13 protein-coding genes and 1 pseudogene are annotated in these 18780 nt (G+C 59.4%); 9 read left to right on the top strand and 5 right to left on the bottom strand.

Annotated elements, in window-relative coordinates:
- Positions 1-38 precede the first annotated feature (38 nt).
- Together AX708_RS14845 and AX708_RS14840 are read right to left on the bottom strand one after the other, a co-directional pair.
- A complete protein-coding gene (locus AX708_RS14845; RefSeq protein ID WP_066526388.1) occupies positions 39-1442 on the bottom strand; it encodes an AAA family ATPase in 1404 nt (467 codons plus the stop codon).
- Entirely contained in the window at positions 1439-2584 is a 1146-nt protein-coding gene (locus AX708_RS14840; protein ID WP_022677993.1) for an exonuclease SbcCD subunit D, read from the bottom strand. The genes AX708_RS14845 and AX708_RS14840 overlap by 4 nt, the downstream gene beginning before the upstream one ends.
- A gap of 73 nt (positions 2585-2657) precedes the next feature.
- Between AX708_RS14840 and AX708_RS14835 the strand changes: the two genes are divergently transcribed.
- From AX708_RS14835 to AX708_RS14805, 7 genes are all read left to right on the top strand, one after another.
- Complete coding sequence (locus AX708_RS14835) at positions 2658-3431, top strand: hypothetical protein (RefSeq protein WP_052241830.1); 774 nt, start codon at positions 2658-2660, stop codon at positions 3429-3431.
- A 47-nt stretch (positions 3432-3478) separates the two neighbouring features.
- The gene (locus AX708_RS14830; RefSeq protein WP_052241824.1) at positions 3479-4945 is read left to right on the top strand and encodes a DUF6035 family protein; all 1467 of its coding nucleotides are present in this window, start codon (positions 3479-3481) and stop codon (positions 4943-4945) included.
- A 514-nt stretch (positions 4946-5459) separates the two neighbouring features.
- Positions 5460-8747, top strand: coding sequence for a helicase-related protein (locus AX708_RS14825; protein ID WP_039330788.1), 3288 nt, complete (start codon positions 5460-5462; stop codon positions 8745-8747).
- Positions 8744-9403, top strand: coding sequence for a DUF4391 domain-containing protein (locus tag AX708_RS14820; RefSeq protein ID WP_039330787.1), 660 nt, complete (start codon positions 8744-8746; stop codon positions 9401-9403). The genes AX708_RS14825 and AX708_RS14820 overlap by 4 nt, the downstream gene beginning before the upstream one ends.
- Positions 9404-9560: 157 nt before the next feature.
- Positions 9561-11657, top strand: a complete 2097-nt coding sequence (locus tag AX708_RS14815; RefSeq protein ID WP_039330785.1) for a site-specific DNA-methyltransferase — start codon at positions 9561-9563, stop codon at positions 11655-11657.
- A 3-nt stretch (positions 11658-11660) separates the two neighbouring features.
- Positions 11661-13325: an RNA-binding domain-containing protein gene (locus AX708_RS14810; RefSeq protein ID WP_039330783.1), complete on the top strand. Its 1665-nt coding sequence runs from the start codon at positions 11661-11663 to the stop codon at positions 13323-13325.
- Between the two features lie 133 nt (positions 13326-13458).
- The gene (locus tag AX708_RS14805; protein WP_066530000.1) at positions 13459-16560 is read left to right on the top strand and encodes a type III restriction-modification system endonuclease; all 3102 of its coding nucleotides are present in this window, start codon (positions 13459-13461) and stop codon (positions 16558-16560) included.
- Between the two features lie 41 nt (positions 16561-16601).
- Here the strand turns inward: AX708_RS14805 and AX708_RS14800 are convergent, their stop codons facing one another.
- Complete coding sequence (locus tag AX708_RS14800; RefSeq protein WP_039330781.1) at positions 16602-17177, bottom strand: recombinase family protein; 576 nt, start codon at positions 17175-17177, stop codon at positions 16602-16604.
- A gap of 343 nt (positions 17178-17520) precedes the next feature.
- Between AX708_RS14800 and AX708_RS14795 the strand changes: the two genes are divergently transcribed.
- Positions 17521-17766, top strand: a complete 246-nt coding sequence (locus AX708_RS14795; protein ID WP_066529992.1) for an AbrB/MazE/SpoVT family DNA-binding domain-containing protein — start codon at positions 17521-17523, stop codon at positions 17764-17766.
- On the top strand, positions 17763-18134 hold the full coding sequence (locus AX708_RS14790) for a type II toxin-antitoxin system VapC family toxin (protein ID WP_066529991.1): 372 nt from the start codon (positions 17763-17765) through the stop codon (positions 18132-18134). The genes AX708_RS14795 and AX708_RS14790 overlap by 4 nt, the downstream gene beginning before the upstream one ends.
- On the opposite strand, the pseudogene AX708_RS21170 reads toward AX708_RS14790, so the two are convergent.
- Positions 18112-18213: pseudogene (locus AX708_RS21170) on the bottom strand (IS110 family transposase); the annotation flags it as partial. The gene AX708_RS14790 and the pseudogene AX708_RS21170 sit on opposite strands and share 23 nt — an antisense overlap.
- Positions 18214-18310: 97 nt before the next feature.
- The coding region (locus AX708_RS20955; protein WP_197426404.1) for an imm11 family protein at positions 18311-18780 on the bottom strand (470 nt) is incomplete at its 5' end.

The following is an 18780-nucleotide window of genomic DNA, read 5'->3' as shown; positions in this document are numbered from 1 at the left end:
CCAACTGGCCCCTTTTTAAACCGGTGCCTGGCCCGTTTTTATCCCGGTGTTGACACTTGCGCTGCCTTTGCGAAGGCCTGTGCTGCATCTACTTCGCTCTTCAAACCATCGCGAGTTGCGTTCAGCCTCTGTCGCTCAAGACCATTGGCTTGGGCCGCCGCGAGCGCCGCCTCCTTCTCTTCGCAGAGATCAGCAGCCTGTGCCTCAGCGTCGGCGGCTTGAGAGTGAGCCTGTTTTGCTTTTTCCAGCCCTGCCTCGGCGGCTTCAAGGCCAGCCAGACGCTCGGCGGCATCCACCAGAACTTGCTTGTGGCGGTTCAGCTGGTCGATCTTGCGCGTGATGTCTTCGATCTCATGATCGCGGGAGCGGAGATCGAGCAGCGTCGCATTCGCTGCCGAAAGAGCCTCGCTTGCCTCTCGTGCTTCGACTTCAGCGCTGGCGTGCGCATCAATCGCTTCGCGGTAGCGCCTCTGGGCATCGGCAACGCTGGCGTCGAGGTCCGATATGCGCCGCGCCAAATCGGCCTGGGATCTGCGGGTTCGCATCGCCTCGAAAGTCTGGCCCTGTGCCTCGAGCTGCTTGAGTGCAGCCGACGCAGCCTCGACTTCGACAAAGCGCTTTTCCTGCTCTTCAGCGGCCGCATAGGCTTTGTTGGCAACAGCGAGCACGGCCGCTGTCTCCGAGACTGCCAGCTGGGCAAATTCGTACCGTTCAAGTGCCGAGGCGATGCCGTCGGCGAGCTCGTCCGAGCTGCTGTAGCCCTCGGTTTGAAGGCGGCTTGCGTGTAAGCGGTAGCCGTCTTCGATCTCGCGTCTGATGTTCGCGGCATCGGCTTTGAGCTTTTCGGTGAGCCGGCGGTACAGAGAGACGTCGAACAGCTCCCGCAGAATCTCGAGCCGGTCCTTGCTGTTCGACACCAGGAAACGCTCGAACCTCCCTTGCGGCAACAGGACAATCTGGCGGAACTGTTGTGCGCCATAGCCGAGAAGACCTTCGACGTGGCTGAGGACGGCGCCGACCTTCTTTTCTGCGATCGGAACGCCCGAGTTATCCGGACCGACATCATCGATGGCGACGTCCGATACGTCGAACAGCCAGGCAGCGTGTGGCTGCATGGTGTGACCCTCGCCTCGCGCCTTCGGCCGTGCCTGGTCAGGTTGACGCCTGACATAATATCGCTTGGAGCCCAGTTCGAATTGCAGGCTCACCTCGGTCAGCAGATCCTCAGGCGCAAAGTCAGAGCGCATCGTACCGATGCCTTGCTCCTCCTTGGCCCCCTCGCCAAACAGGGCGAAAGAAATCGCGCTGAAGATCGACGACTTGCCTGATCCGGTTGGACCGTAAATCCCGAAAAGGCCGGCATCCGTCGCTTCGCGGAAATCAATCGTCTCCGCGCCGCCATAGGGACCGAAAGCGCTGAGGGTGAGCTTGATCGGCCTCATGCTTCTTCCTCCATCGTAGCGAAGGATTGCAGCGCGGAGGCCACAATCTGCCCCTCCGCATCCGACAGGGGCTCACCACGGATGAACTCGAGGAATGCGGAGGAGAGCGTCTGCGGGTCATCAATCGCCGCGCGCTGCTCTTCGAGGCGCAGCTCTACTGGTCGCTCGTTGCGTTCGTAAGCGAGCTGGACCGCATTGGGGTACACGGCCCTGATCCTTTTCATCGGGTCGATCTGCGGGGTGTCGTCCGTGAGAACGACGCGGACGATGTCATTGGACACTTCCGCGGCCGCGAGCAGCTCGAGCAGCTTGCCTCGGATGGTTCTGACCTGACGCAGCGGCCGCAGCGGCACTTCGGTCACCGTGACAGTGCCGTCGGCCGCAAGGTCGATCAGGCTGACCGACTTCTGCTGACCTTCCTCATCGAATCCGAATGCCAAAGGTGCGCCGGAATAACGGATGTGATCCAGTCCCACCGGTTGCGGGCGGTGAAGGTGCCCAAGAGCCACATAGTGTGCGCCCTCAAAGGCGGCCGCCGATACCGTCTCAATCCCGCCGACCATGCGCGTGAGCGGACGTTCGCTTTCGCTGGTTGCTGCGCCGTCGACAAAGGCATGGGCCACGACAACCCAGCGCATTCCCTCGGCCACGTGCTTGCGAGCGCTGGCAAGCTGGGCCCGGATGACATCTGCAGGGCAGCCGATGCCGTCGTCGTCGAAACACAGGCGGGCGGCGTATTCGAAGGCAAAGGGCAGGGCGGAAATGGCCACTGGCCCATGCGCATCGGAAACCACGAGCGGTCGCTCATCTTCATCCAATGGTCCGCGCACGATCGCCGCGCCGCCATCGGCAAGAACGCCCATCGCACCGATCTGTGCGGCGGAATCGTGGTTGCCCGCGATGATAACGATCGCTGCATCGGATGCTGCCCGCACCGTTGTGAGGAACTGCGAGAGGCGGGTTATCGCGCTTTGGGGCGGGTTTGCCCGGTCAAAAACATCGCCGGCGATGATCACGACATCGGGGCGTTCATCATCGATCACCGCGAGGATCTGGACGAGAATGTGGTCATGGTCTTCATCGAGGGACAGGCCATGAAATTGGCGGCCCAGATGCCAGTCGCTGGTGTGCAAGATGCGCATTATTCTGTCCTCGAATCCAAGTGCATATAAATTTTATATAGACGGGCGGTAGCTCGTCAAGTAGGGTTCGGACATGGACGATCCTGCACTCAAGCCGGCAATGCTCGCCCGCCTGGTCTATCTCGACCGGTGCCTGACTTGGCGCGGACAGGTGAATCGCAAGGACCTGATCGAGCGTTTCGGGATCTCGTCTCCGCAAGCGGCAATCGATCTGAGGGAATATCTCGACCGGGTTGCAGAGCCGAAGCCTCGCTACGACACGGTCCGAAAGTGTTATGTTGCCAACCCCCACCATCGCGGCCTGCCTTTTGTGGAGGATGCAGGCTCGCCGGATGAGTTTGTCGGCCATCCCACATCGAGCGGCCTTTCTGTTCTTCCATCACCGGCCCGGCAGTGCCCCCCATTTGTGATGCGTCGCCTATGGCAGGCGGTCGAGCAGCGGCAGAAGATCGAGATCGGCTATGTGTCGATGTCGAGTGGGCTGCGTCAGAACCAATGGATCGCACCGGCGCATTTTGCCTCCGACGGCGAGCGCCTGCACGTTCGGGCGTGGAGTTTCCACCACCGCGAATGGCGCGATTATGTTCCGGTTCGGGTCCATCCCGACAGCACCTTCGATGTGGCACCGGTCGGCGAAGACCTTCCGCGCGATGCTGACTGGGAGGAGTTCGTCGAGATCCGGCTTCGGCCGCTGAGCAGTCTGACGGAAGAACAGCAGGCCGCTGTCCGGTTGGAATATGGGTTCACGCAGGAAGTTCTGAGCTTCGAGGTCCGCAAGTCGCTCGAATTCTATGTCGAGCGACGCTGGGGGCTCAAACAGGCGGGCGCGCGATTGGAACGCTGTTAGCCCTCCCGGGCGAGGGAATTCTGCTGCCACAAGGAAAGGAGACGACCATGGTTGGAAACACGACCGTCGATCCGCTGGCATGGGCATCGGCGGTGACAAAGCCCGAGATTGACGCTGTCAGGAACCCGCGAACTGGCCATGTGCTCAATGTCCGCCGGTTGATCCGGGCATTCCGGTATGAGCGCGCAATTCTGCTACGCCAGAGACTTAAGGCGCTCGTCAAACGTGAAGACGCACGCCTGGTGTGCGCGACGTGCGGTGTTCCGGTTTATCTGGCGTGCAGCACGACCAAGCGGTTCTTCTTCCGGCATCGCCATGAAGATGGCTCGTGCCCCGCTGTCACGCGGACGCAGCTGAGCGAAGCCGATATCAGGGCCATGAAGTACCGCGGTGCCCAGGAGAGCGGGGCGCACAAGCGGGTCAAGGCACTTCTTTTGCGGAGCCTCTCGGCCGATCCACGGTTCAAGGATGTGGCCTCAGAAAGGACCTGGAAAGCAAGCGAGGGTCTCTGCGGCCTGCGCCGACCTGACGTTTCAGCGCGGACAGACACCGACAGACTCGCCTTCGAGGTGCAGCTGAGCACAACCTTCATGGACGTCGTGCTGAGCCGGAAGGAGTTCTATCGTGCCGAAGGAGCGGCGCTCGTCTGGGTCTTGCCGTACTTCCATCCGACCTATCGTCGCATGACCGATGATGACATCCTGTTCGGCAACAACTCCAACGTTTTCGTTGTCGATGAACGAAGTGCTGCCGCGTCGGAAGCGGCAGGAAGCTTCATCATGACATGCTGGTACCGCAAGCCGATCATTCAGGGCGATGAGATCGTTGATGAGTGGGTCGAGCGCTTGGTCCGGTGGGATGAGATCACGGTCGAAGTAGACCGCGAGACCATCATCGTCTTCGACTATGCCCAGGAGGTAGCAAGGCTCCGCGAAGAACTCAGAGCAGCGCACTTGGAAAGGATCGCAGCTGCTCAGGCCGCTGCAAGGCAGGTCCTAGAAGACCGGGCGAATGATCTGCGCGAGCAAGTGCTTCGGTTTGTCCTCGATGCCACGCGCGATGACCATGACATGCCTCGAAATCAGGAATGGGCTCTCCTCAATGACCGCCTTCGTTCCATGGGATACGGTCTGGACGGGGAATACCCGGACTTGCTTACGGCTACGCGCATCGTCCATCTCATCGAGAGCGCAAGGGCGGGAAAGCCGGTTGGCTTCGGCTACAGCAGTTTCACTGAGCTCGGCCATCATCTCATCCACCAACACCCCGAGCTGCTTCTCGCTTTCGGCCACATGCTACGCAGGTTTGGAACAAAAGAGGCGCTGTATCGCGACGATCGGACGGGCAAGCTGAGGGCAAAGCTCGACGCCATACGGTCTGAACTCACCCAGAACCCGAAATACAGGATGGCAAAGGATGAGGAGCGCTTGTGCGCGTTTCTTTCCATGGGAGCATCTCGAAAGGCACGACCCGACAATGACAATCGCGACCAGCAAGGCCGCGCGGCGGCATAAGCTGACCACTGCCAGCACAGGACACGACTAATGGGGCTTCTTACGCTCGTCTCGGCTGCAACCTTTGTCTGCACGCCCGTTGCCGTCTGGGACGGAGATGGCCCGATCTGGTGCAAGGAGGGGCCGAAGATCCGGATCGCCGGCATCGCAGCCCGCGAAATGGATGGGACCTGCTCGCGAGGGCACCCATGCCCGTCGTCTTCTGCCGTGGCGGCCAGAGATGCCTTGGTTCGTTTGCTAGGTGGACCGAAGGGCCAGCGCGACAGTGGTCACATCATCGTGCGGGCGCCAGCGATGCGATGTTCAGCGGACGGGCAGAGCTACGGCCGTGTCGTTGCCAGTTGCAGGCTTTCAGATGGTCGAGACCTCGCTCAAGCTATGCTGGCCACCAAGACGGTTTTGCCTTGGCGTTGAGGTTGCATGCTCGTCATGCTTTTTGCGGAAGGCCGCTGACCTGTTTCATCAATCGATTTCGTGGTTTATGCAGTCCTGAATTGGAGGAATCCTGTAAACCGTGCAGATAATCGACAACATCAACGTTCTGCTTGGTGACGAGCTCAAGAAAGACATCAAGCGCGGCCAGCGGCTCCGCATTGCCGCATCAAGCTTCTCCATTTTCGCGTTCGAGGCTCTGCGCAAGGAGCTTCACCAGATCGAAGAGCTGCAATTTCTGTTCACCGAGCAGACGTTCACTGCGGAGCGTGCGACAGACGGGAAGACGCGTGAGCGCCGCGAGTTCTTCATCCCTAAATCCAAACGGGTTGCCGGTCTCTCCGGCTCAGAGTTCGAGATCCAGCTTCGCAACCGGCTGACTCAGCGAGCGATCGCGCGGGAATGCGCTGAATGGATCCGGAAGAAGGCGCGCTTCAAGTCGAATGCGTCTTCGGCCCCAATGCAGCAGTTTCTTGCGGTTGACGGAGCGCTGGCCAGCGTCGCTTACATGCCCCTATCGGGATTCACGGCAGTCGACTTGGGCTATGCTCAGGGCAACGCTGTTTCCAATTTCGTGAACCGCTTCGACGAGGCGATGCACACCCAGAGCTACATCCAGCTCTTCGACACCATCTGGTCCGACCCGTCGCGCGTGGAAGATGTCACCGAGGCGATCTGCGACCACATCGCCTCGGTCTATCGGGAGAATTCCCCCGAGCGCGTCTATTTCATTATGCTCTACAATATCTTCCATGCGTTCCTGGAGGATATCGATGAAGACGTTCTGCCCAATGACCGGACGGGCTATCAGGAGAGCCTCGTCTGGCAGAAGCTGTTCAACTACCAGCGTGATGCAGCAACCGGGATCATCAACAAGCTCGAGACCTTCAACGGCTGCATCCTGGCGGACAGCGTCGGTTTGGGGAAGACCTTCACCGCCCTGGCGGTGATCAAGTACTACGAACTGCGCAACCGCTCGGTCCTTGTGCTGTGTCCGAAGAAGCTGACCGATAACTGGCTGAACTATAACACCAACCTGAAAACCAATCCGTTCGCCCGGGATCGGTTCAATTATGACGTCCTGTGCCACACGGACTTGTCTCGCAGCTCGGGCTCATCGAACGGCATTCCGCTCAACCGGGTGAACTGGGGCAACTACGATCTGGTGGTGATCGACGAGTCCCACAACTTCCGGAACAACGATGCGTTCAAGGAGAAAGAAACCCGTTACCAGAAACTCATGAACCAGGTCATCCGGGCCGGCGTGAAGACGAAGGTGCTGATGCTGTCCGCGACACCCGTGAACAACCGGTTCAATGATCTGCGCAACCAGCTGGCCCTGGCCTATGAGGGTCACTCCGACACGCTGTCGGAGAAGCTGAATACCACCGCCAGCGTCGAGGAGATCTTCCGCCGGGCACAGGCTGCCTTCAATCGCTGGTCCAAACTGCCGCCCGAGCAAAGGACCGCGGAGACGATCCTGACAGAACTCGATTTCGATTTCTTCGAGCTGCTCGACAGCGTGACGATCGCCCGGTCACGCAAGCATATCACGACCTTCTACGACATGACCGACATCGGCCATTTCCCGCAGCGCCTGAAGCCATTGTCCTTCCGGCCGCCGCTGACCGATGTGCCTGGCGCCATGGACCTCAACGAGATTGTTGCGCAGCTGACGCTGCTCAAGCTCTCGGTCTACGCGCCAACCAGCTACATCCTGCCGAGCCGCCTCGCCAAGTATGAGGCGCTCTACGACACGGACGTCTCGAGCGGTGGTGGGAAGCTGCGGCAAGCCGATCGCGACAAGAGCCTGCAGGCCCTGATGACGGTCAACCTGCTGAAGCGCCTTGAAAGCTCAATCCACGCATTCCGGCTGACCTTGGGCTCATTGGCGGACAACATCCGCAAGACGCTGGAGGTGGTTGAGGACTACCGCTCTGGCCGCGGCGCCAGTTCGATCGTCGACTATGCTGACGACATCGAAACACTCGAGGCCGAAGACGATGAGCTTGAGGGTTTCGGGGCCTACCGTGTCGGCGGCAAGGTCCGGATCGATCTTGCGGACATGGACGTGCCCGGCTTCGCACATGATCTTGAAGCAGATCTCGCCCTGATCGATGCCCTTCTGGGTGAGATGACCCGCATCACGCCTGAGCATGACAAGAAGCTTCAGCATCTAAAGAGCCTGATCGGCGAGAAGCTGGACCGGCCGATCAACCCCGGCAACCGCAAGGTGATCATCTTCACCGCCTTCGCTGATACGGCGCACTATCTCTATGACCAGATCGCAGCCGAGATGCTCACCCAGCACCGCCTTCACACCGGGCGCGTGACAGGGTCGGACGCTCCGAAGTCCACGCTCGGCAAGGGGCACGATTTCCAGACGCTGCTGACTCTGTTCTCGCCGCGCTCAAAGGAGAAGGCGGCAATCATGCCCGATGAGCCGGGTGAGATCGACATTCTAATCGCCACCGACTGCATCTCGGAGGGCCAGAACCTCCAAGACTGCGACTTCCTGGTGAACTACGACATTCACTGGAACCCCGTCCGGATCATTCAGCGGTTTGGGCGGATCGACCGCATCGGCTCGCCCAATGCGCAGATCCAGCTGGCGAACTACTGGCCGGACATCACCCTCGACGATTACATCAAGCTCAAGGAGCGCGTCGAAAACCGCATGATCATCGCCGATGTTACCGCGACCGGCGATGACAATGTCCTGACCGCCAAAGCCAGCGACACAGCCTATCGCCGCGAACAGCTGCGCCGGTTGCAGGAAGAGGTCATCGAGCTCGAGGATGTGCGCACCGGCATTTCGATCACGGACCTGGGGCTGAACGATTTCCGCATGGACCTGCTCAACTACGTGAAAGAGCACGGCGACCTCGCCACGACGCCTAAGGGACTTCATGCAGTGGTCCCGGCTGAACCTGCCAAGGGGCTGGAGCCGGGCATCATCTTCGCGCTGAAAGCCGTGGGCGGAGATGCTTCGGCCAACCGGCAGAACCGCCTGCATCCCTACTATCTGATCTACATGGGAAATGATGGGAGCGTCGTCGCCGATCAGACCCAGGTGAAGCGCCTGCTCGATCTGGTGCGGACTGCGGCCAAAGGCGTGACAGCCCCGGTTCCGCCAGCATTCCGGCCCTTCAATGCCCGAACGGCCGACGGACAGGACATGAGCGGGCCGTCCCAGCTGCTCAACGCCGCAATCCGCGCTATGATTGACGCCAAGGAGGAGCGGGATCTCGACAGCCTGTTCTCGGCCGGTGCCACCACTGCGCTCTCCCACACCATCCGCGGTCTTGAGGACTTTGAACTGATCGCCTTCGTCGTTGTGGAGCAGGCAGAGGCCGGAGCTGCTTCGTGACCCTCTATGCGTGGCCGCCGCGAACGGCATTTGGCCGCGCGATCCCGAAGAGCCGGATATACGGCGCCGCGCAGGTTCCGCGCGCTATGCAGGCCAAATTCGTCGATCAGGTCGAGCGCATGGAGTGGACCCACGTGCTTCGCGCGGATCGGTTGAACCTACGACCTTCGGCAGACGTCGAGGAAATAGCGGTCATCGCGATCGACCTCCATGCGCCGGACGTCGAACCGGCGGTGCTGGTGGCGATCGAGAAGGCCATTCCGCGGCCTTTGATCCTCGAACTCAACCATGCCGGGCGCACTCGGATGGCAATGGCGTGGAAGCGCCCCAGTCAGGCGGAGGCGGGCAAGTGGGTCACTGCAACGCACGCCTTCACCGCTTGGGAAGCGGGGGATGCACCGCGTCAGGCTCTGCCCACCGCGCTGGACATGGGCACGCTCTATGCGCGGCTGCTCGAGCCTCTGCTACCGCCCCGGCGGAGCGACGACGAGCCGATTGCGGTGCGTGTTGCCCGGGCGGAAGAGGCCGCACAGATCGAACGCGAGATCGCGCGCCTCGAAAATGCTCTGGCAAGGGAGAAGCAGTTCAACCGCAAGGTTGAGGTCAACGCGGCGCTTCGTGCGGCAAAAGCAAAGCTCGGGGAACTAAGGGGCTGATTGTATTGGATGGGCGGTGGACGCTGGCGTAGCCGCTAAGGGGTATCGACATCCATCCTTTGGGCGGGATGCTCCCATGGCTGCCCCATCCAAATTTGCCGATCAAGTACCGCTGACTGTTCGACAAAAGCCATCGTGGCCGCTAGGAATTCGGGCCATGGACAAGATGAAAATGCACAGCCCGGACCTGTCTCAGGACAACATTGCCAAGATCCGCGCCCTTTTCCCTGATTGCGTGACAGAGGCCGCCGACGAGCAGGGCAACATCCGGCTCGCCATTGACTTCGATCAGCTGCGCCAGACGCTTTCGGATCATATCGTCGAAGGCCCGCAGGAGCGTTATCGGCTCGACTGGCCCGGCAAGCGCGAGGCGCTTCTCACTGCCAATGCCCCCATTGCCAAGACCCTACGGCCTTGCCGCGAGGAGAGCGTGGACTTCGACACCACCCAAAACCTCTTCATTGAAGGCGACAACCTCGATGCCTTGAAGCTCCTTCAGGAAAGCTATCTTGGTAAGGTAAAGCTGATCTACATCGATCCGCCCTATAACACCGGCAAAGACTTCATTTATCGAGATAAATTTTCATCTTTGAAGGCCCAGTATGAGAATCTTACTGAGCAGCGCGACGCCGAAGGCGGTCTGCTGGTAGCTAATCCTGAAACCAAGGGCCGGTACCATTCCGACTGGCTCACTATGATCTACTCTCGCCTGAAGGTTGCGAGAAACCTGCTAGCCGAGGACGGTCTGATTTTCATCAGTATCGATGATGTGGAACAGGCTGCCCTTAAGCAGCTCTGTGCAGAAATATTCGGTGAGAAGAATTTTATTGCCCAGCTGACTTGGGAAAAAGGCCGCAAGAACGACGCGAAATTCTTTTCACTCGGCCATGAGTACATGCTTGTATATGCACGAAATCAGCTCATTCTACGCGAGCGAGGCGAAATTTGGCGGGAAGAAAAGCCTGGCGCTAAAGAAATTTGGGATGAATTTGTGCGTCTGCGCAGCATCCATGGTGACAACTTTAGTCTGATGGAGAAGGAATTAGGAGCCTGGTTTGCAGAATTACCTAAGTCTCACCCTTCTAAGAAATGGTCGCGATACAAGCGTATCGACAAAAATGGACCCTGGCGAGATGATAACATATCGTGGCCAGGAGGAGATGGTCCACGTTACGATGTCATTCACCCGGTTACAAAACAACCTTGTGCCGTCCCGGAGCGCGGATGGATCTATTCGTCTCATGAGACCATGATGGAGAAGATTAAAAGCGGAATTGTCGAGTTCCGTGCAGACCATACTGACCCTCCTCAGCGTAAGACCCACATTCGACCGATCCCGGAGGAATTGGATGACGACGCTGATATATTCGAGGAAGTAGATGATGAGCAGGGCGATACCGAACTGGCGACCCAGGTAAGGCCCTCGGTGATTTACAAACAGTCTCAAGTCGCTGTGAAATACCTTCGAAGTTTGATGGGTGGCAAGGTATTTAATAACCCCAAGGATCATGAAGAACTGGCAAAACTTATTGTCTATGCTACGCCTCGTAATCCTGACGCAATTATCATGGATTTTTTCGCGGGATCTGGGAGCACAGCTGAAGCAGTTTTGACGGCGAATGCAACCGCAGGTACAAATCATAAGTTCGTGGTCGTGCAGTTGCCTGAAGACCTTGATCAGGCCGCTTCAGCAACGACGGGCGCAGCCAAAAAGACGGTGCAAAACGCCATCAAATTACTGGATAAGGTGGGTAGGCCGCATCTGCTCTCCGAAGTGACGAAAGAGCGCATTCGCCGCGCGGGCATGGAAGCCTTGAAGGGGAATGTCAGTGAGGGCTGGAACCGTGACGTCGGCTTTCGCGTGCTCAAGGTCGACAGCTCCAACATGAGCGAGGTCTACTACAGCCCCGACGAGGTGAGCCAGGACGAGCTCTTCGGGCAAGTGGACAGCGTGAAATCGGATCGCACCGGAGAGGACCTGCTGTTCCAGGTGCTCATTGACTGGGGTGTGGAGCTGACCCTGCCGATCAACCGCGAAACGCTGCATGGCAAAACCGTCTACTCGGTGGATGGTAATGCGCTGATCGCCTGCTTCGACACCGGCGTCACCGATGAGCTGGTGAAGGAAATCGCCGCCCGCGCGCCACTGCGCGCCGTGTTCCGCGACACCAGCTTCGCCCGCGATGCCGATCGTATCAACGCCGAGCAGCTCTTCCGCCAGCTCTCACCGGTCACCGAACTGAAGGCCATCTGAGCCATGGATCAGGCCGCGCTCACCTCTCTGCTCGCCCAGCTCATCGCCAATTGGGAGGATGAGGTGGTGGAGTTCAAGGAGGCCGGGAAAGACTACGACACGGACAAGATTGGGCGCTACTTCTCGGCTCTTTCGAATGAAGCCAATCTGCGCAACGCAGAGCGTGGATGGCTGGTTTTCGGTGTCAATGACAAGAGCCGAAAGGTGGTGGGTACAGCCTATCGTCCTGAGATCGACCGGCTCCTCAGCCTCAAGAACCAGATGCGCGACGGTACTGAGCCGAGCGTCACGCTTCGAAACATTCATGTACTGATCGACGAGGATGGGCACCGGGTTATTCTCTTTGAGATCCCTGCCGCACCTCGTGGCATGCCCATCAGCTGGAGCGGGCACTATTTTGCCCGAGCCGGCGAAAGCCTTATGCCCTTGGGGCTCGACAAACTCGATGAGATCCGCGGCCAAACCATTGCTACGGATTGGACGGCACAGGTTGTTGAGGGGGCAACGCTGGCCGACCTTGACCCAAAGGCGATCTCTGTTGCGCGAGAACGATTTGCTGAGAAGCATGCACGGCGGGTCTCGCCAGAAGAAGTGGCAGGCTGGAGTGACGCTACCTTCCTCGACAGAGCGAAGGTCACCCAGAATGGCGCGATAACCCGCGCAGCACTGCTGCTACTTGGCAAGATGGAGGCGGCAGGAAAGCTAAGTCCGCACCCGGCCGAGATCACCTGGAGCCTACGCGGGGAAGAGCAGGCCTATGAGCATTTCTACCCGCCGTTTTTGCTCACATCCTCCGAGGTCTTTGCCCGTATCCGCAACGTGCAGATCCGCATCCTGCCACAGGACCAGCTGCTGGCGCATGAGGTGTCGAAATATGACCAAAGCGTGGTTCTTGAGGCCCTGCACAACTGCATCGCCCACCAGGACTACACCCGCAACGGCCGTATCGTCGTCACCGAATACCTCGATAGGCTGACTTTCGAGAGCGAGGGCGGTTTCGTGGATGGCGAGCCCACGGATTATGCCACTGGTGCCCGCTCGACACCGCGCCGCTATCGTAACAGCTGGCTGGTTCAGGCAATGGCCGAGCTCAATATGATCGACCAGATGGGGTATGGCATTCAGCGCATCTATGAGGCGCAGCGGAGGCGGTTCTTCCCGTTGCCCGATTATGATGTGAAGGATCCGACCGCGGTCAGCCTGACAATTCATGGCCGCGTGGTCGACCCCGCCTATAGCCGCTTGCTGATGCAGCAGGCCGAGCTTGATCTGGTCGATGTCGTCAATCTTGACCGGGTACAGAAGAAGCTGCCCATTACCGACGATGCCATCAAGCACCTGCGCCGCCGGAAGCTTATCGAGGGGCGCAAACCGAACTTCCATGTCTCAGCGACGGTGGCAGCGGCAACGGCCACGATGGCCGACTATGTCCGCACCCGCGCGCAGGATGATGAGTTCTATGCTAAGCTACTGACTGACTATCTCGCGGGCGCAGGCCGTGCCACACGTCGGGAGGTCGACCAGCTGTTGCTCGACAAGCTGAGCGACGCCCTCACGCCCGAACAGCGCACCAAGAAGATTGCCAACCTGCTCACCAAGCTGCGGCGCCAGGGGGTGATCGTGAACAAGGGTCCGCGGGCGGCGCCGCAATGGATGCTTGCAGAATGAAATGCGCGATGATTGCGGCCTCTTGCAGAAAGGTCGGGCGGATAAGTCCAAGGGATTCCGTCGTTTCCCTCTTTCTGCACAGCGGAAAATTCTCTTTCCAAAGTTATGAATGCAGAAAGGGCCTGCGTCGGCCATGAAGCTCAAATTCAAGGTTCAGCCCTACCAGACCATGGCCGTCGACGCGGTGGTCGATTGCTTTGCGGGCCAGCCCTTCAGCGTCGGTCCAGCCTACAGGATCGACCCGGGCAAGCGGAACCAGGCAGAGGCGTTTGACGATGAAGGGTTCCGCAACCCGGATATCGCGCTCACCGACGCGCAGTTGCTGACGAACATCAATGCGGTCCAGCGCCGGCAAAATCTCCCACAATCGCCATCCCTGACCAGCTTTGTCACGCGGGATGCGAAGGGCAGGGCGGTGCCCGCTCCGGCTGCCTATCTCAAGAATATGGCCGCCGCCGCCCCGCTTCATCTCGATGTCGAGATGGAAACGGGGACCGGCAAGACCTACTGCTACATCAAGACGATGTTCGAGCTGAACCGGCGCTATGGCTGGTCGAAGTTCATCATCATCGTCCCGAGCATCGCCATCCGCGAGGGTGTCGCCAAGTCGCTTTCGATCACAGCGGAGCACTTCACCGAGACCTACGGGAAGAAGGCGCGCTTCTTCATCTACAACTCGAAGCGTCTGCACGAGCTCGAGAGCTTCTCGTCCGATGCCGGACTGAACGTGATGGTCATGAACATCCAGGCCTTCAACGCCAGCGGCAAGGATAACCGCCGCATCTATGACGCCCTCGATGACTTCCAGTCACGCAAGCCAATCGATGTGATCGCCGCCAACCGGCCGATCCTGATCCTCGATGAGCCGCAAAAGATGGAAGGCAAGGCTACGGTCGAAGCGCTTCCCAAGTTCCGCCCCCTGTTCATCATGCGTTATTCGGCAACGCACCGGACCGAGCACACCAAGATCCACCGGCTTGATGCGCTGGACGCCTACAACCAGAAGCTGGTGAAGAAGATCCAGGTCCGGGGCATTGCGCTCAAGGGACTGACCGGCACGACGGCCTATCTCTATCTCGAGGGGATTGAGACGGTCGGCCGCGGCAAGGGCGGGCCCTTTGCCCGTCTGGAGATGGAGATCAAGGACACCACCGGAACGATCAAGCGCCGGCTGAAACGCCTGAAGTTCCGCGATGACCTCTACGATCTGTCAGGCGGGCTCGACCAGTACCGTGACCTCGTCGTGTCGCAGATCGATGCAACCGCCGATACCGTCGAGTTCACCAATGGGATCACGCTTAAGGCTGGCGAGGCTTATGGCGACCTGTCGGAGCGGGACATCCGCCGGATTCAGATCCGCGAAACGATCCGCGCCCATCTTGAAAAGGAGCGTCAGCTCTTCGCCCAAGGGGTCAAGGTGTTGTCGCTGTTCTTCATCGACGAGGTAGCCAAGTACCGTGACTACAGCCGTGACGATCAGAACGGCGAGTATGCTCGCATGTTCGAGGAAGAATATGCCGAGGCTGTTGCGCTCGTGCTCGCTGAGCTTCCGCTTGATGAGGCTGCTTGGCGCAAGCACCTCGAGGCGATCCCGGTAGCCAAGACACACGATGGCTATTTCTCGATCGACAAGAAGACCAAGCGGTTGAAGGACCCCGAGGTTGGCGCGCGGTCAACGGATTCCGACGATAGCGATGCCTACGATCTCATCCTGAAGAACAAGGAGCGACTGCTTTCCTTCGATGAGCCCGTCAGGTTCCTGTTCTCCCATTCCGCGCTGAGGGAAGGGTGGGACAACCCGAACGTGTTCGTGATGTGTATGCTCAAGCACAGCGAAAACACGGTTTCACGCAGGCAGGAAGTGGGGCGCGGTCTCCGACTGGCCGTAGACCGGTTTGGCGAAAGGCTCGACCATCCCGCGACCGTCCACGACATCAATATTCTCTCGGTGATCGCGAGCGAAAGCTACACTGATTTCGTAGCGGGACTGCAGAAGGAGATCGCCGAAAGCCTCTCCGCCCGGCCGCGCAAGGCCAGCCAAGCCTTCTTCGTGGGTAAACAGCTGCACACGCCGGAAGGGCCCGTGACTGTCACCGACCAGATGGCGACGCAGATTCACCGTTACCTGATCAAGCATGACTACATCGACGACGCAGATCAGATCACGGACACCTATTATACCGCGAAGGCCGAGGGCACTTTGGCCGTGCTGCATGACGATCTGGTCCCGTACCAGGCTGAGGTCTTCAGCCTGATCGACAGCGTCTACAGTGATGCCGCTCTTCCCAAGTTCGAGGACGGACGGAAGCCCAAGCGCAACCCGCTGAACGACAATTTTCACAAGGGTGCCTTCCAGGAACTCTGGAGCCGGATCAACCGAAAGGCCGTCTACCGCGTGGAGTTCGACACGGCGGAGCTGATCCAGAAATGTATCAGTGCCCTCAACAGCGAATTGCGCGTGACCAAGCTGCAATACACCGTGCAGACGGGAATCCAGACGGACGAGGTCACTGATGAGCAATTGCGGGGTGGGACTGGTTTCAGCGTTACGCGTAACGAAACCGTCCAGGCCGCGTCGGCCCGCTCGGCGGTGAAGTACGATCTTTTGGGGAAAGTCTCAGAGGCGACCGACCTCCTGCGGCGGACCGTGGCCCAGATCCTCACCGGCATCGAGCCTGCGATCTTCGACCAATATCGCGCCAATCCCGAGCACTTCATTTCTGAGGCGGCGCGGCTGATCAAGGAACAGAAGGCAGGGCACCTGATCGAGCAGCTCGTCTACGATTCGATCGATGAGCGCTATGACGCCGACATCTTCACTGCGGCGGAGATCGGCCAGGATTTTTCACGGGCGACCGAGCGGCTGAAGAACCATGTCTTCGACTATTGCATCACAGACTCAGGGGTCGAGCGCGACTTCGTCGGGGAGCTGGATACAAGTGCGGAGGTCGAGGTCTATGCGAAGCTGCCACGCGGCTTCCTCATCCCGACCCCTGTGGGCGACTACAATCCCGATTGGGCCATTGTGTTTCGCGCCGGTGCCGTGAAGCACATCTATTTCGTGGCGGAAACCAAGGGGTCGATGTCGTCGCTTGCGCTTCGAGACCTCGAGCGGGCGAAAATCGACTGCGCCAAGAAGTTCTTCGCCAAGCTAGCGGAATCGAACCCGACGCCCAATGTCAGGTACGGGGTAGCTGATAGCTACAACAAGCTGATGGAGATCGTGACGACTTGATCCTGCCCCCGCGCCTCTAAGCTCGCCCGAATAAGGCGCGGTCAAAGTCCACCCCGCCGGATCGTCCGATACACGGTCGGCCGAGAGACCTTGAACAGCTTGCCGAGGTCGCTGATCGAGTATTCGCCGGTGGCGTGCATCTTGAGCAGTTCGCGCTGTTGGAGGTCGGAGAGCTTCGGCGGCTTGCCTCGGAGTTTGCCCTTGTCCCGGGCGATCTTCATGCCCTCGCGGGTTCGCAGCCGGATGAGGTCGCTCTCGAATTCGGCGAAGGTGGCGAGGATGTTGAAGAACATCCGGCCCATGGGATCATTGGGGTCATAAACCTGCTTGCCCAGCGCCAGGCTCACGCCGCGCTTCTCCAGCTCATCGGCGATCGCCCGCGCGTCCGGGACCGATCGGGCGAGGCGATCAAGCTTCGGCACGACCAGCGTCTCGCCGGCGCGGACCGCAGCCAGTGCTTGGGCGAGGCCGGGGCGATCGCGGTTCCGGCCGGTCAGGCCGTGGTCGGTGTAGATGCGGTCTTCGGGCACACCGAGCTCGATCAGCGCGCGGCGCTGAGCAGTGAGGTCCTGCTTGTCGGTTGAGCAGCGGGCATATCCGATGAGGGTGTTGGTCATTTGTAACGGATGAGGCCCCTGTGTGAGAATATAAAGCGTACCACCTTAATGAGAGACCCTGCAAGCCGGATTTGCGGAGGGCAGGGGGGTCTGACCTCTGCTCCCTCAAAAGTGTCCGGTGAGCGATCCCTTCCGGACAAGCCGCAACAAGGCAACATCGCTGTTGCGAGGGGCGGGCGCACTGGCAGCAACGTATCGTTGAGACGCTTTTCGACGGTTGCGACATAAAAGCCCTTACGTGGTCCATCTGATCATTTGTGTCTCAATTTGCATTGTGTTGAATTTCAGGAGCACTCTGGCTAGAGTATGACCCACGGCCAACACATTAGGAGTCGGAGCCCGCATGACAGTCCAAGTCAACATTACGCCTAATGGCCGGATGAGCCTTCCGGCTGACATCCGAAAGCGGCTCGGGCTCGCCGGCGGCGGCGCGGTCTATCTGGATGAGACGCCGGATGGTCTCGTGCTGCGAACGGCCGCACAGGCCGTGGCCCGCGCTCAGGCTTTGGCGAAGCAGTACACTGAAGGAAACCCGGAAGCCTCAGTCGCGGCTTTCCTGGCCAAGCGCCGCGAGGATAGCGGCGAGTGAGCGAGATCGTACTGGACGCCTCCGCCCTCATCGCCATGCTGAAGGGAGAGAAGGGTGCCGACAAAGTCGCCGCCGCGATAGCAGGCGCCCGGATTTGCACGATCAATTACGCCGAGGTGGTCACGCACTTCATCCATCTTGGCATGCCCGAGCGTGAGGTTGACGCTATGCTCGATCCACTGCCGATGACGATTGTGCCGACCGATAAGGCCTTGGCGCAAATGGCCGGGCGATTGCGGGCTGTCACTGCCGGCCACGGGCTGTCGCTCGGCGACCGCTTCTACCTTGCGCTGGCGCAACGGGATGGTCTTCCGGCTTGGACGAGTGATCAGAGCTGGAAGGCGGTCGCCGCAGCGCCTTGCGAATGACGACCTCGCCGGTGGCGCTGATACCGTGAACTTGAAAAACGTTCTTGGCCAAATCCAGGCCGATTGTGCTAATCTCCATAACGGGTGGCTCCTTTGCTCGGGTTTGCATGACAGCAACCCATATTGGCACCAAGATGCCGTGAGCGGGAGCCATCCACCTCATCCGCTTTGCCCCCCTAAACCTGATCGAAATAGCAATAATGCAGGCCAGTGATCTTGGCCTTGCCTAAGGTCTCACGCACATCGTCGGTGCAAAAATTCCCCGCACCGACGTGCTTGTCATGCCAGAATTTGGCTGACCCGATCTGCAGCGTATCAAAAACCATCGGACCTTGTTCGTTTTCGGGCAGAGTGAAATCAGGAGCCCAGATTTTTCCATTCCGAAGGATCATCTTGGTCGCCTGCCGATTGACGGAATCGAGACGGTTGCAGATCTGCCAGACCCAGCGATCCTCCAGAAACGATCCGTCCTTTGCGAGGAACTTGATAGGCTCAAACTGGTGTACTTCGGGTTCGATCTCTTCGATCAAAGTCCGCAGCCGATCGCTGACGGTCTTTCTGAACACACCCGCGAAATCTCCGACCCTTTGCGGGGTGACTACACGAAAGTGACGTATCTGCACGGAAAGGGCGAACGGATAGCGAA

Origin of the sequence: Erythrobacter sp. CCH5-A1 (assembly GCF_001557115.1) — a bacterium.
Taxonomy (GTDB): Bacteria; Pseudomonadota; Alphaproteobacteria; order Sphingomonadales; family Sphingomonadaceae; genus Erythrobacter.
Note: the sequence above shows the minus strand (reverse complement) of the source record. Positions and strands in the feature narration are given on the sequence as shown.

Bases quoted from the DNA above. Each gene is read 5' to 3' on its own strand.
- AX708_RS14835 (WP_052241830.1), top strand. From the start codon at position 2,658: ATGGACGATCCTGCACTCAAGCCGGCAATGCTCGCCCGCCTGGTCTAT.
- AX708_RS14845 (WP_066526388.1), bottom strand. From the start codon at position 1,442: ATGAGGCCGATCAAGCTCACCCTCAGCGCTTTCGGTCCCTATGGCGGC.
- AX708_RS14830 (WP_052241824.1), top strand. From the start codon at position 3,479: ATGGTTGGAAACACGACCGTCGATCCGCTGGCATGGGCATCGGCGGTG.
- AX708_RS14840 (WP_022677993.1), bottom strand. From the start codon at position 2,584: ATGCGCATCTTGCACACCAGCGACTGGCATCTGGGCCGCCAATTTCAT.
- AX708_RS14810 (WP_039330783.1), top strand. From the start codon at position 11,661: ATGGATCAGGCCGCGCTCACCTCTCTGCTCGCCCAGCTCATCGCCAAT.
- AX708_RS14815 (WP_039330785.1), top strand. From the start codon at position 9,561: ATGGACAAGATGAAAATGCACAGCCCGGACCTGTCTCAGGACAACATT.
- AX708_RS14795 (WP_066529992.1), top strand. From the start codon at position 17,521: ATGACAGTCCAAGTCAACATTACGCCTAATGGCCGGATGAGCCTTCCG.
- AX708_RS14805 (WP_066530000.1), top strand. From the start codon at position 13,459: ATGAAGCTCAAATTCAAGGTTCAGCCCTACCAGACCATGGCCGTCGAC.
- AX708_RS14800 (WP_039330781.1), bottom strand. From the start codon at position 17,177: ATGACCAACACCCTCATCGGATATGCCCGCTGCTCAACCGACAAGCAG.